The sequence below is a fragment of the Halomonas sp. B23F22_10 genome (genome assembly GCF_043496975.1).
GTDB classification, from domain to species: Bacteria; Pseudomonadota; Gammaproteobacteria; order Pseudomonadales; family Halomonadaceae; genus Halomonas; species Halomonas smyrnensis.
This window is the reverse complement of record NZ_JBIEKF010000001.1, coordinates 504,072-517,874: the sequence shown is the minus strand read 5'-3', so window position 1 is coordinate 517,874 and position 13,803 is coordinate 504,072. Positions and strand designations below refer to the sequence as shown.

General features: G+C 68.2%; 12 protein-coding genes. 4 read left to right on the top strand and 8 right to left on the bottom strand.

Annotated elements, in window-relative coordinates:
* The first annotated feature begins 64 nt into the window (after positions 1-64).
* Positions 65-2,014, top strand: a complete 1,950-nt coding sequence (locus ACGTNF_RS02280) for a RecQ family ATP-dependent DNA helicase (protein WP_394600273.1) — start codon at positions 65-67, stop codon at positions 2,012-2,014.
* A 4-nt stretch (positions 2,015-2,018) separates the two neighbouring features.
* On the opposite strand, the gene ACGTNF_RS02275 is transcribed toward ACGTNF_RS02280, so the two are convergent.
* On the bottom strand, positions 2,019-2,630 hold the full coding sequence (locus ACGTNF_RS02275; RefSeq protein ID WP_394600272.1) for a hypothetical protein: 612 nt from the start codon (positions 2,628-2,630) through the stop codon (positions 2,019-2,021).
* Positions 2,627-4,189, bottom strand: a complete 1,563-nt coding sequence (locus ACGTNF_RS02270) for a sigma-54-dependent transcriptional regulator (RefSeq protein WP_394600271.1) — start codon at positions 4,187-4,189, stop codon at positions 2,627-2,629. The genes ACGTNF_RS02275 and ACGTNF_RS02270 overlap by 4 nt, the downstream gene beginning before the upstream one ends.
* Positions 4,190-4,478: 289 nt before the next feature.
* Here ACGTNF_RS02270 and phhA point away from each other — a divergent pair, with 289 nt between their 5' ends.
* The 3 genes from phhA to ACGTNF_RS02255 all read left to right on the top strand — a co-directional run bounded on the left by phhA (position 4,479) and on the right by ACGTNF_RS02255 (position 6,933).
* Positions 4,479-5,309: a phenylalanine 4-monooxygenase gene (gene phhA, locus ACGTNF_RS02265; protein ID WP_394600270.1), complete on the top strand. Its 831-nt coding sequence runs from the start codon at positions 4,479-4,481 to the stop codon at positions 5,307-5,309.
* A 94-nt stretch (positions 5,310-5,403) separates the two neighbouring features.
* Positions 5,404-5,742: a 4a-hydroxytetrahydrobiopterin dehydratase gene (locus ACGTNF_RS02260; protein ID WP_394600269.1), complete on the top strand. Its 339-nt coding sequence runs from the start codon at positions 5,404-5,406 to the stop codon at positions 5,740-5,742.
* Positions 5,743-6,933: an amino acid aminotransferase gene (locus ACGTNF_RS02255; RefSeq protein ID WP_394600267.1), complete on the top strand. Its 1,191-nt coding sequence runs from the start codon at positions 5,743-5,745 to the stop codon at positions 6,931-6,933. It begins immediately after the preceding gene.
* A gap of 86 nt (positions 6,934-7,019) precedes the next feature.
* Here ACGTNF_RS02255 and ACGTNF_RS02250 read toward each other — a convergent pair whose 3' ends face one another.
* From ACGTNF_RS02250 to ACGTNF_RS02225, 6 genes are all read right to left on the bottom strand, one after another.
* Positions 7,020-7,355 carry a hypothetical protein gene (locus ACGTNF_RS02250; RefSeq protein WP_394600266.1) on the bottom strand — a complete coding sequence of 112 codons (336 nt, stop codon included), beginning with the start codon at positions 7,353-7,355 and terminating at the stop codon, positions 7,020-7,022.
* Positions 7,356-7,700: 345 nt separating this feature from the next.
* Positions 7,701-8,960, bottom strand: coding sequence for a D-amino acid dehydrogenase (locus tag ACGTNF_RS02245; protein ID WP_016854629.1), 1,260 nt, complete (start codon positions 8,958-8,960; stop codon positions 7,701-7,703).
* A gap of 214 nt (positions 8,961-9,174) precedes the next feature.
* Complete coding sequence (locus tag ACGTNF_RS02240; RefSeq protein ID WP_394600535.1) at positions 9,175-10,461, bottom strand: MATE family efflux transporter; 1,287 nt, start codon at positions 10,459-10,461, stop codon at positions 9,175-9,177.
* 120 nt (positions 10,462-10,581) lie between these two features.
* Entirely contained in the window at positions 10,582-12,393 is a 1,812-nt protein-coding gene (locus ACGTNF_RS02235) for a putative bifunctional diguanylate cyclase/phosphodiesterase (protein ID WP_394600265.1), read from the bottom strand.
* Between the two features lie 128 nt (positions 12,394-12,521).
* Positions 12,522-13,109 carry a PAS domain S-box protein gene (locus ACGTNF_RS02230; protein ID WP_394600263.1) on the bottom strand — a complete coding sequence of 196 codons (588 nt, stop codon included), beginning with the start codon at positions 13,107-13,109 and terminating at the stop codon, positions 12,522-12,524.
* A 106-nt stretch (positions 13,110-13,215) separates the two neighbouring features.
* Positions 13,216-13,800 (bottom strand): YceI family protein, encoded by a 585-nt coding sequence (locus tag ACGTNF_RS02225; protein WP_394600261.1) that lies wholly within the window; start codon positions 13,798-13,800, stop codon positions 13,216-13,218.
* Positions 13,801-13,803: the final 3 nt, after the last annotated feature.

Genomic DNA, 13,803 nt, shown 5'->3' with positions numbered 1-13,803 from the left:
CGGGGCGAGATCGCCGCCCATGGCGTGTATCCTTGTCGCTTCATCGACGCCGCCCGGAGCCGCCATGACCGCCATCGACCAGACCCTCGCCCGGGTCTTCGGCTATCCCGACTTCCGCCCCGGCCAGCGCCCGGTCATCGAGGCCGTGGTCGCCGGCCGCTCGGCGGCCGCCATCTTCCCCACCGGCTCGGGCAAGTCGCTGTGCTATCAGCTCTCCGCCCTGCACCTGCCGAACCTGACGCTGGTGGTCTCGCCGCTGCTGGCGCTGATGCAGGACCAGCTGGCCTTCCTGCAGCGTCACAGCATCGCCGCCGCCAGCCTCGACTCCTCCCAGAGCAAGGACGAGGCCCGGGCGGTGATGGACGGCGTGGCACGCGGCGAGATCCGCATCCTGATGGTGTCGGTGGAGCGGCTCAAGAACGAGCGCTTCCGCGCCTTCATCCGCCGCGTGCCGATCTCGCTGCTGGTGGTCGACGAGGCCCACTGCATCTCCGAGTGGGGCCACAACTTCCGCCCCGACTACCTGACCCTGCCGGCCACGCGCCACGAGCTCGGCATTCCCCAGAGCCTGCTGCTGACGGCCACCGCCACCCCCAAGGTGATCGAGGACATGCGCCGCCACTTCGCCATCGAGGCGGAGGACGTCACCGCCACCGGCTTCTATCGCCCCAATCTGGACCTGCAGGTGGCGCCGGTGGCGGCCGACGAGCGACCGCGGCGGCTGGTCGAATGGCTGCGCCCACGGGGCGAGGGGCCGAACGCCGGGGCCACCGTGGTCTACGTCACCCTGCAGCAGACCGCCGAGCGCCTGGCGGCCTATCTCGGCGCCGCCGGCCTGCCCGCGGCGGCCTATCACGCCGGCCTCGACGCCGAGACCCGCGCCCACCGCCAGGACGACTTCATGGCCGGGCGCACGCCGGTGATCGTCGCCACCATCGCCTTCGGCATGGGCATCGACAAGAGCGACATCCGCGCCGTGGTGCACTTCGACCTGCCCAAGTCGGTGGAGAACTACAGCCAGGAGATCGGCCGCGCCGGGCGCGACGGCGCCCCGGCCGAGTGCCTGATGCTGGCCGGCCGCGATCACCTCAGCGTGCTGGAAAACTTCACCTACGGCGACACCCCGGAGCGCGACGCCATCGCCCGGGTGACGGCGACCCTGCCCGCCCCCGGCGAGGACTGGGCCTTCACCCTCAACACTCTGTCCCGGGACAGCGACATCCGTCCGCTGCCGCTCAAGACGCTGCTGGTGCACCTGGAGCTGGAGGGCGTGATCCGGCCGCGCTTCAGCTACTTCGCCGAATACCGCTTCCGCCTGGAGGAGCCGGCGGAGACCCTGGTGGCCCGCTTCCAGGGCGAGCGCCGGGCCTTCGTCGAGGCGATCCTCGAGGCCTCGTCGAAGGCGCGCACCTGGTACCGACTGGACCTCGAGGCCCTGACGCGGCTGGGCGCCGAGCGCGGCCTCGACACCTCGCGCCAGCGGGTGATCACCGCCCTGGACTACTTCGCCGACAAGGACCTGATCACGCTGGAAAGCAAGCAGATGACCGAAGTCTTCGAGGTGCGCCAGCCCGTCGACGAGGCCCTGATCACGCGACTGCACCGGGCCTTCGTCGACAAGGAGCGGGCCGAGATCGAACGGCTGCACGCCATGCTGGCGCTGTTCGAGGGCGAAGGCTGCCTGACCCGACGGCTGGCGGACTGGTTCGGCGACGCCGCCGCCCCCGAACGCTGCGGCCACTGCTCGGGCTGCCGCGGTCAGGTGGCGCAACTGCCCTCCCCGCCGCCTCCGGCGCCGCTCGCCGCGATGGACGCCGCCGCCCTGACCGCGCCGCTGCGCGAACGGCTCTCGGCCGCCGGCGAAGGCGAGGCCGCCACCGCGACGCTGCTGGCCCGCTTCCTGTGCGGGCTGACCTCGCCGCGGCTGACCCGCCACAAGGCGCGCCAGCTCGACGGCTTCGCGGCGCTGGAGGCCCATCCCTTCGGCGAGGTGCGCGACTGGCTTTCCCGCTGATCGTTCACGCTCGCCGCCGCATCAGCGAAAGCGTCGCCAGATGCACCGGCAGATAGAGCGCCAGCGGCCAGGCCAGCATCAGCGCGATGACATAGAGCCCGTCCGGCAGCCAGGCCTGGGCGCCGCCGAAGGGGCCCTCGACCCAGTTGACGTTGCGCGAGGGATCGGTCAGCGCCCGGGCGGCGAGGATCGCCGCCCAGGTCAGCGCGGTCTGCCAGGCGAGGGCCACGCGATCGTAGCCGAGCCTCGCGACGCCGAAACCGGCCACCAGCGGCAGCACCAGGTGATAGAGCGACAGCAGCCGCACCGACGGCGCAATGCGCGTGTCGAACATGTACTCGGTGCCGCCGATGGGATGCCAGCCGCTGGCCCAGGCGACGCCGGCATCCAGCGCCCACAGGCTACCCACCAGCGCCGTGGCCAGCCAGGCCATGGAGACCAGCCGGCGGCTCTCGCCCCACAGCCCGGCCAGCAGCAGGAAGTTGGCCAGGTTGCACAGCCACAGGTAGTTCTGCACGCCGATGCGTAACGCCACCGAAGGCGCCCAGAACAGCATCCACAGCGTGAAGGTCACCTTCAGCCAGCGCGGCAGTCGCCCTCGACCGGCGACACTCATTCATCCTCCGAGCCGATCCCGTGGCGCTTGAGCTTGTTGGCGATGGTGGTATGCGAGACGCCGAGTCGCTTGGCCAGCTGGCGGCTGGAAGGATGCTGCGGATAGAGGCTCGACAGCACCCGCCGCTCCACCTCGCCGAGGATATCGCCCAGCGAGCCGCCGAGATCGATGCCGGCGAGCCCCGGTACCCGGCCCACCTCGGGCAGGCGCAGATGCGCCGGCTCGATGACCCCGCCCTCGCACAGCGACACCGCCTGGAACAGCACGTTCTCCAGCTGGCGTACGTTGCCCGGCCAGTGATAGGCCGACAGCCGCGCCACCGCACCCGGTGACAGCTGCGGCATCGGGCAGCCGATCTGGGTGGCGGCGCGGTCGATGAAGTGCGTCGCCAGCGCCTGGATGCCGTCCAGGCAGTCCCGCAGCGGCGGCACCTCCAGGGTCAGCACGTTGAGACGGTGGTAGAGATCCTGGCGGAAGCGCCCCTCGGCGCACAGGCTCGGCAGGTCCTGCTGGGTGGCGCAGATCACCCGCACGTCCAGATAGGTCTCCTCGTCGCTGCCCACACGGCGAAAGCTGCCGTCCTGCAGGAAGCGCAGCAGCTTGACTTGCATGCGCGGGCTGGTTTCGCCCACCTCGTCGAGGAAGATGGTGCCGCCGGCGGTCAGCTCCAATAGCCCCAGCTTGCCCTCGGGTCGCGCGCCCTCGAAGGCGCCCGGCGCATAGCCGAACAGCTCGGTCTCGGCCATGGATTCCGGCAGCCCCGCACAGTTGAGCGCCATGAACGGCGCCTGCCCCCGCGGGCTCGCCAGGTGGCAGGCCCGGGCCAGCAGCTCCTTGCCGGTGCCGGTCTCGCCCTGGATCAGCAGCGGCGCGTCCAGCGGCGCCATGCGGCGCGCCTCGCCGATCAGCGCCTCCAGCCGCGGGCTGGCCTGGAACAGCGACTCGAAGCCGCGCAGCTCCTGGCGCTGCACCTGATAGATGCGCTCGCCGATGCGATCGGCGCGATGCAGGGTGACCACGGCGCCGGCCAGCGAGGCCACGTCCGACTGCTGCTCGCGGTGCAGCGGCGAGATGTCGGCCAGGTAGACGGTGTCACGCAGCTTGACCCGCAGCCCGTTGACCCGAGCGTTGTTGCGGCGGATCAGCTCCGGCAGGTCGAGATCGGGCAGGTAGCGGTCCAGCGACAGGCCCGGCACCTCATCGACCCGCACGCCCAGCAGCTGCCCGGCGGCGCGGTTGGCCGCCACCAGGTGGCCCTCCATGTCGATCGACATCACCGGGTCCGACAGCGACGACAGCAGGGCATCGAGCTCGAGGTGTCGCCGCTCGCTGGGCATCAGGCCGACCCGGCGCACGCCGAACACCCCGGGCACCTGCTCGAGCTCGGGCTTGAGCGTGGCCAGCTGGGCGTTCAGCAGGTTGGGCACGTGCAGGTAGATGGCGTTGCCGTGCTCGCCGCCGACCTCGCCGTGGGCCACGTTGAGCCCGTAGTCGGCGAAGTGGGCCACGATATCGCGCAGGATGCCGATGCGGTTCTGGCAGTGGAATCTCAGGCGCATGAAAGACTCGCAGGTCGAAAAAACGGACCGGGCCGCAAGAAGGTCGTCAGCCCGGCGTGACTCATCTGTAAAGATAACGTGACATTATGGGCGTGGCGACGCCGATACCATGCGCCTTTGGCCGCATCACCCCCTCCGCGCGCCCCGACTGTCATGCATTCTTTACAACCAAACGCCTTCCCGCCGCCCGAGGTCGCCCGCTGAACGCCCCACTCGCCCCGTCGCTCCACCTAGACTGCGGTCATCCCCTTGAGGCCATGACAATTCCAATACCGTGACGGGAGCAACCATGAAGGCTCAAAGCGCCCCCAAGAAGACCGCCTATCAGGCCAGAATGCCGGACGCCAACGGCCATATCGCCTGGAGCGAGCAGGAAAACGCCACCTGGCGCACGCTGATGGAGCGTCAGATCGAGCTGCTGCCGGGCCGCGTCTGTCAGGAATATCTCGACGGCATGGAGCGCCTGGCGCTGCCCGTCGAGCGCATCCCTCAGCTCGCCGAGGTCGACGCCGTGCTGCGCGACGCCACCGGCTGGGAAACCGCCCAGGTGCCGGCACTGATTCCCTTCGACACCTTCTTCGAGCTGCTGGCCAATCGCCGCTTCCCGGTGGCCACCTTCATCCGCACGCCGGAGGAACTGGACTACCTGCAGGAACCGGACATCTTCCACGAGATCTTCGGCCACTGCCCGATGCTCACCAATCCGGCCTTCGCCGAATTCACCGCCACCTACGGCCGCCTGGGCCTGGAGGCCACGCCCAAGGAGCGCGTCTACCTGGCCCGGCTGTACTGGATGACCGTGGAATTCGGCCTGGTCGATACCCCCGCGGGCCGGCGCGTCTACGGCGGCGGCATCATCTCCTCGCCCAAGGAGACCCAGCACGCCCTGTCCGACGCCCCCGTGCATACGCCCTTCGATCCGCTGGACGCGCTGCGCACGCCCTACCGGATCGACATCCTCCAACCGCTCTACTACGTGCTGAACGACCTGGAGACGCTGCACGAACTGGCGGGCCGCGACATCATGGGCATGGTCCACGAGGCCATGGCACTCGGCCTGTTCGAGCCGCGCTTTCCGCCGAAGCCGAAACCCGCCGAGACCGAGGCGGCCAGCGCCTGATACGTCGCCGCAGCGCGACCGCCCCTTGCATCGGTGGGCGATCATCACCATGACATATCCCACATCCACCACAACGCGCCTACGAGGAGCCATCATGAGCGAACTTTCCGAACAGCAGTGCGAAGCCTGCAGCTGGGACGCCCCCCACGTCACCCAGAGCGAGATCGAGCAGTATCGCGGCAATATCCCCGAGTGGCAGATCGTCGAGCGCGATGGCATCATGCAGCTGGAGCGGATCTTCATGTTCCGCAACTTTCGGCAGGCCCTGGCGTTCACCAACCGGGTCGGCGAGATCGCCGAGGAAGCGGGTCACCACCCGGCCCTGCTGACCGAGTGGGGCAAGGTCACCGTGACCTGGTGGTCCCACGAGATGAAGGGCCTGCACAAAAACGATTTCATCCTAGCCGCCAGAACCGACGAGGTAGCGACGTAAATGTTCGAACAGATTGAGCGGGTTCCCGGGGATGCCATCCTCGGGCTCATCGAGGCCTTCAAGAAGGACACCAACCCTCAGAAGGTCGATCTCGGCGTCGGCGTCTATCGTGATGCCCAGGGCAACACCCCGGTGATGCGCGCGGTCAAGGAAGCCGAGGCCCTGCTGCTCAACAACGAGACCACCAAGACCTACATCGGTTCTCACGGCGCTCCGGCCTACGGCGACGTGGTGCTGCCAATGGTATTCGGCCAGGGCTCCCCGGTGCTCGAGGCCGGCCGCGCCAGCGCGACCCAGTCCCCCGGCGGCACCGGCGCGCTGCGCCTGGCGGCGGACTTCATCGCCACCCAGCTGCCCGGCAAGGACGTCTGGGTCAGCGATCCGACCTGGCCGAACCACCTCGGCATCTTCCCGGCGGCCGGCCTCACCCTGCACAAGTACCCCTACGTCGACGCCGACAACCGCCTCGACTTCGACGGCATGCTCGGGGCCCTGAAGCAGATCCCCGAGGGTGACGTGGTGCTGCTGCACGCCTGCTGCCACAACCCGACCGGCTTCGACCTGTCCCAGGATCAGTGGAAGCAGGTGCTGGAGGTGCTCAAGGAGCGCAAGCTGCTGCCGCTGGTCGACTTCGCCTACCAGGGCTTCGGTGAGGGCCTGGACGAGGACGCCTTCGCGCCGCGCCTGCTGGCCGAGAACCTCGACGAGGTGATCATCACCAGCTCCTGCTCCAAGAACTTCGGCATCTACTGCGAGCGGACCGGCTGCCTGATCATGGTCGCTAGGAACGCCGAACAAATGGAGAACGTGCGCTCCCAGGTGGCCATCGTCGCCCGCGAGAACTACTCCAACCCGCCGGCCCACGGTGGCGCCATCGTCTCCGAGATCCTGCACTCCGACGAGCTGACCGCCGTCTGGCGCGAGGAGCTCACCGAGATGCGCGACCGCATCAACACCCTGCGTCGCGACTTCGTCGAGGCCCTGAAGCCGTACGGCCTGGACGAGAAGTACGCCCACGTGGCCGAGCAGCGCGGCATGTTCTCCTACACCGGCCTGACGCCGGAACAGGTGGACCGCCTGCGCGACGAGTTCAGCATCTACATGGTGCGCTCCGGCCGTGCCAACGTGGCCGGCTTCTCCCACGAGAACCTGCCCTACCTGGCCAAGGCGATCGCCGCGGTCAACGACTGACCGGCTGACGCCGTTCGGACACGCGACGCCCGGGCCCTGCGGCCCGGGCGTCGTGCATTCCAGCCGCGACGCGCGGCGGCTCGGACTCAGCGCCGACCGGCGCGATGCGTGGCATCCTCCACGGCGGTCGTGGCCCGATCGTGGCGCTGCGCCAGCTGCCGCTCCACCCGGTCCGTGGCGTCATGTACCGTTTCCGAAGCCCGCTCATGATGCTCGTCCAGACGAGACGAGGCCCCGCCCCCGTCGCGGTCGGTCGCGAGGCCACTGTCGGTATCGGCGACGGCACCGACGCGCACGTCATGGTGCGAGGCCGACAGCCGGGCACCGGCGCTGGCGTCGGCCGCGGTATCGGCCAGCAGGGTGCCCGCGCTCAGTGAACTGCAGGCCAGGGTGATGCCGATGGCGAGTGTCTTGAACGTCATGATGCCTCCTTGGCGAAACCGGCGTGGCGGCGATACGACGCCTGCGACGCCCGGTGGGTATCGACGGCAGTCCATCGAGACCTGCCTCACCCTCAGAAACTGCGAACGACGTGCCACTTGTGCCTCGACACTTTAATATCAGCAAGTTAAAAAACAATCGAGACGACCGACCGAGCCCGGCGGCCGGCCTCGAACGGGCAGACGTCGCCATAAGGCGACATACTAGCCCCTCACCCTTTATTGTCTTTTAAAACAAACGATTACGTTGTCGCCATACGGCGACGGCCCGCGCCATGCGCGGGGCGTCCGGCCAATATCCGCGACCAAGTCGCGAGCAAGAGCGCGTCAGGCGGCGTAGCGCGAGACGTCGAGCCCCTGCGGGTCGATGCGCGGCGTTTCGGCCGCCATCAGATCGGCCAGCAGCTGGGCGCTGCCGCAGCTCATGGTCCAGCCCAGGGTCCCGTGGCCGGTGTTGAGCCACAGGTTGTCGTAGCGGGTGGCGCCGATGATCGGCGTGGAATCCGGCGTCATCGGTCGCAGGCCACTCCAGAACTCGGCGCGGTCGACGTCGCCGCCCTCGGGGAAGACGTCGCGCACCACCATGTCGATGGTCGCTCGGCGCTTCTCCGGCAGGCTCAGGTCGTGGCCCGCCAGCTCGGCGGTGCCGCCCACGCGGATGCGGTCATCGAAGCGCGAGATCGCCACCTTGTAGGTCTCGTCCATCACCGTGGACTGGGGCGCCCCGCCGTCGTCCACCACCGGCACGGTCAGGCTGTAACCCTTGACCGGGTAGATCGGCAGGCGGATGCCCAGGTCCTTGACCAGGAACGGCGAATAGCTGCCCAGGCAGACCACGTAGGCGTCGGCGGTGAGCTCGCCGGCGCTGGTGATCACGCCCTCGATGCCGGCGTTGCCGCGGCGGATGCGCTGGATGTCGACGCCGAAGCGGAAACTGACGCCCAGGTGCTCACGGCAATAGTCGGCCAGGCGATTGGTGAACAGGTGGCAGTCACCGGTCTGGTCGTCCGGCAGGTGCAGGCCGCCGACGAACTTGCCCGGTACCCGGGAAAGGGCCGGTTCGACCGCGGTGACCTCGTCGGCGCCCAGCAGCCGGTGGCGAACGCCGCAGCGCTCGAGCACCTGCATGTCCTTGGCCACGGCCTCCACCTGGCTGTCGTGACGGAACAGCTGCAAGAGACCCTTCTGACGATCCTCGTAGCGGATGCCGGTCTCGGCGCGCAGAGCGTCGATGCAGGCCCGGCTGTGCTCGGCGATGCGCACCATGCGCTCCTTGTTCACCGCATAGCGCTCGGGATTGCAATTGCCGAACATCTTCATCATGAAACGGGCCATGGTCGGGTCCATGCGCGGCTGGATCTTCAGCGGCGCATGCTCCTGGAACATCCACTTCACCGCCTTCTGCGGGATCCCGGGCGCGGCCCAGGGCGAGGAGAAGCCGAACGACACCTGACCGGCGTTGCCGTAGCTGGTTTCCATGGCCGGTGCCGATTGGCGATCCACCACGGTGACCTCATGGCCCTGACGCGCCAGATAGTAGGCGCTGGTGACACCGACCACACCGCTGCCGAGAATCAATACCTTCATGCCGTGCTCTCCCCTGATCGTGTTGTTGGATCGCCGTGCCATCTGCGGGAACGAGATCGCCCGGGCCATGCCCGGGCGATGCGATCAAACGAGTATAGGAGAGCAAAGTTAGATGATTTTTCTGTTATTCACTTCAAGGATTGTCACAACCTTCAAATAATCATCACTTTCTGGGCTTTCAATAAACAAAAACCAAGAGAAACAGAAAAAAACACTACCCACCCCCGACTGGCTGGCGCCGCGGGCTGGCGAGGGTACGCCGCAACAGCCCCCAGGCCGCCAGGCCGGCCAGCAGATTGCCCAGCGCCGCCCCCAGTGCCAGGCCCGGCAGGCCGCCCAGCCAGGCACCCAGCCCCAGGCACGGCAGGTAGAAGGCGAACAGCCGGGCGGCGGACATCATCATCGCCCGCAGCGGCCAGCCCAGCGCATTGCCGGCGGAGACCACCAGCATGCAGACCCCTAGCGCGGCATAGCTCGGCGGCAGCCAGTGCAGCAGTATGGTTAGGTCATCGCTCACCTCGGCGGAGCCGGCCAGGGCCGCGGCCACCCAGGGCGCGGCCAGCGCCAGCGCCAGCCCCAGTCCCAGCTGCCAGAGCACCGCCACCTTCAATGCCAGACGCATCAGGCGATTCACCTGCGGCCAGTCGCCGGCGCCGTAGCAGCGCCCCAGCCAGGGCGGCAGCGACATGGTCATCGCCAGCACGGCCATCAGCGACAGGGTCTCCAGGCGGCTGGCCAGGCCCCAGGCCGCCACCTGGGACTCGCCGAGCCGAGCCACCACCGAGATCGCCAGCATGGCGGCCAGCGGCGGCATCAGCTGGCTGATCATGGCCGGCCCGGCGATGCCGAGGAAGGGCCGCAGCGACCGACCGGCCTCCTCCCACAGCCCGCGGGTGGCCAGCCACTCGGTGCCGGCCAGACGCATGCCCATCACGCCGAGCCCTACCAGCATGGCCAGCACCGTGGCCCAGGCCGCCCCCGGCAGCCCCAGCCCCTGCCAGTCGCCGACGCCGAAGATCAGCAGCGGATCGAGCGCCAGGTTGGCCAGGCTGGTGATCACCATCAGCGAGCCGGGCAAGCGCGTGTTGCCGTGGGCCCGGAACAGGCTGTAGCCGAAATAGAGCACCGCCCCCACCCAGGCGGACAGCAGCTGGGGGCCCCAGTAGGCGCGGATCAACGCCAGCGAATCGGGGGCGGCGCCCAGACGCCGGAAGATCGACACCTGGGCCAGCCACAGCCCTACGGCCAGCAGCGCGATGACCAGCGCCCCCACCAGCAGCACCAGGCTGCTCAGGCGACGGGCTCGCGACGCCTCCCCCGCCCCCAGGGCCCGGGAGATCAGCGCGGCGATGGCGATCCCCATCCCCACCTGGACGCCGATGATCAGGAAGGACAGCGGCAGGGTGAAGGACTGGGCGGCCAGCGGCGCCGTGCCCAGCCGGGCGACGAAGGCGCTGTCGATCAGCTGGAAGCCCAGCAGGGACAGCACGCCGATGGCCATGGGCCAGGTCTGACGCCACAGCGTCACGCCCAGCGAGGAAGTGGTAGCGTCGTTTCGCAACACAAAGACTCCGCGAGAATCGTCGAGGGCGGTCCATTCTACGCGAAGTCGCGGCCCGTCTCAGGGGGCGTGCTCGAGCTGGGCGAGCAGCAGCCGCTGCACCTCGGCCACCGGCAGCGGTCGATGGTAATAGTAGCCCTGCACCAGATCGCAGCGCATCTCGCGCACCAGGGCCAGCTGTTCGGCGGTCTCGACGCCCTCGGCCACCACCTCCAGCCCCAGCCGATGACCGATGAAGACCGCGGCCTCCATGATGGCGCGGTCCTCCGGCTGCCGCGGCGCATCGCGCACGAAGGAGCGGTCAATCTTGAGCGTGGTGAGCGGAAACAGCTTGAGGTAGCTGAGCGACGAATAGCCGGTGCCGAAGTCGTCGATGGCGATGCGCACCCCACGGCGATAGAGGCGACGCAGGCGCGTCAGCACGTCCTCGTTGGCCTCGATCAGCACGTTCTCGGTCAGCTCGATGCCGATGTCCTGCGGCTCGAGTCCGTGGCGCGCCACGCAGGCCTCCAGGCGTTCGAGCGTCTCCGGCGCGCGCACCTGGCGCCCCGACAGGTTGATGTCGATGCGCAGCGCCTCGACCCCCACCGCACGCCAGGCCGCCTGCTGGCGACAGGCCTCCTCGACCACCCAGTCGCCGAGCCGCTCGATCAGCCCCGAGCGCTCGGCTAGGGGGATGAACTCGGCGGGCGAGACTGCCTCGCCGTCGGTCGGCTCCCAGCGCAGCAGCGCCTCGAGGTTCTCGATCCGACCGCTCACCGCCGACACCTGGGGCTGATAGTGCAGGCTGAGCTCGCGATTGGCGATGGCGTGCTCCAGCCGCTCGGCGAGCCGGTGCTGACGCACCAGCGCGTCGTGGTAATGCTGCTGGAAGCCCTGTAGGGAACCCTGCCCGTCCAGCTTGGCGCGATTCTTGGCCACGTCGGCGTTGCGAATCAGCTCCCGGGCCACCCGACCGTGATCGGGGAAGACGCTGAGCCCGAGGCTGGCGGTGACCGCGCGCGCGATGCCATCCACCTCGAAGGGCCGGTCGAACACCGAGCGGACGCTCTCGACCACCGTGCGCCGCGCCTCGGCATCCCCCACGCCGGGAAAGGCCATCACGAACTCGTCGCCGGAGACCCGCGACATCAGGTCCCCGGACCGCTGGCGATGGCGCAGGCGGCGGGTCAGCTCGATCAGGATCTGGTCGCCCTGGGCATAGCCGAAGGCGTCATTGATCTCGGCGAAACGGTCGATATCCAGGTAGAGCACGGTCAGCGACCGTCCCTGGCGCCGGCAGCGGTCGAGCCGCTCGTCCAGGTCGGCCTCGAAGGCCTGGCGATTGGGCAGGTGCGTCAACTGATCGAAGCGGGTGGCGAAGGCCAGATCGCGATGGGCCCGCTTCTGGTCGGACAGATCGATATCGACACAGAACATCAGCGGGTTGTCGGTATGCTCGCCGAGCATCACGTGGTGGGAGAACACCGGCACCGGCTCGCCGCTGCGGTGGCGCAGCTCGAGCTCATCGGCGGGAATTGCCTGGCCCTGCTCGACCCACGCCCGGTGGGCCTCGACGACAGGCTGACGCATGGGATCGGGAATGATCAGATCCTCGAGCAGGCGTCCCATGGCTACCTCGGTCGGATAGCCGTAGAGCCGGGCACTGGCCTCGTTCCAGTAGATGACCCGACGCTGCCGGTCGTAGCCCTGCACTGCCACGCGCGGCAGGCTCTCCAGCAACACGCGAAATCGCTGCTCGCTGTCCTGGTGAAGGCGCTGGATCGCCTTCAGGTCCTCGCGATCATGTTTCCCGGAGGCAGGCCATGCCCCGACCGTGCTGCACCACCGGAGCCATCGATCACGAATGCGTTTGACGTGCCGTCCGCCCATGGAAACTCCGTGTCGTTGGGACCCGACCGCCTGACGAAGAAGGAACATTTGTCATTCAAAAGTATCAGACGGCCACCCTCAGCATAGACGTTATCCACGCCCAGGATATCCCAGCCGAGGCAAAGTGATCATCGCGGCACATCGAGCCCCACGTCCACGCAGAACATCACCGGCGAATCGGTATCGCTGTCGAACATGACGTGATAGGAGTAGACATCGACGGGCTGGCCGCTTCGACCCTGAAGCCGCAACCGCTCCGCGGGGATGGGAATGCCGTGATCCACCCAGGCCTGGTGACGACGGATGACCGCCTCCCTCATGGGCAAAGGGATGATCAGCTCCTCGAGCTTGTGCCCCCAGGCCTCCTCATACCGGTAGCCGTAGAGTCGCGTGCTGGCCTCGTTCCAGAATACCACCCGTCGATGCCGGTCGTAGCCCTGGACGGCGGCACCGGTGAGCCCTTCCAGCAAGGCGCGGAAGCGATCGTCGCCACACCGGGCCTGGCGTCGGGTCAGCTCGTCGACCGCGGGGCGGCGGCCACCCGGCAGCGCGCACGCCGCGGAGACGATACAACAGCCGATGACCACGATCAGGGCCGTCCCCGCCCACCACTGGCCGTGCCACAACACTAGCGCGGCCAACAGCCAGGACAGAAGACCCAGCCCCCAGATTACGCGAGCCCGCCACTGGCGATGATGACCACGCGCCTTTTTCATCCTGCCAATTCCCCAAGCCTCCGGGTTCCGGATCCTGCCGATTACAGCCCAAAACGACACATCCCGGCCATGGGCCGGGATGTGTCGCACAGGCGCCGCCGGAAGTTTACTGGCGAATGCCCTCGAAGGTCACGTACAGCTCGAGCTCGTGCATCGACTCCGGGAACTGCGACATGTCGATGCCATAGTCGGAGAGTGTCAGGGTGGTGGAGCCCTCGAAGCCCGCACGATAGTTGCCCCAGGGATCGTCGCCCTCGCCCAGCAGGGTGACCGGCATCTCGATGGTCTGCGTCTCGCCGTGCAGGGTCAGGTCGCCGGTCAGCACCCCCTCTCCGTCTCCGGTGGGCTCGAAGCCGGTGGAGGCAAAGCTCGCGGTCGGGTACTCGGCCACGTCGAGGAAATCGTCGCTCAGGATGTGCTTGTCGCGCTCGGCATGATTGGTGGTCAGGCTGTCGACTTCCACGTCCAGATGGGCAGAAGACGCCCCCGGATTCTCGGGATCGTAGCTGAAGCCGCCGTCGAACTCCTCGAAGCTGCCCAGGATGTAGGAAAAGCCCAGGTGGCTGATCTTGAACTGCACGAAGGCGTGCTGGCCGTCGGTGTCGATGGCGTAGTCGGCGGCCTGTGCCTGGGCGAGCGGCACCAGGGACGCGGCGGCCAGGGCGGCGGTCATTGCGGTCTTCTTGTACATCGC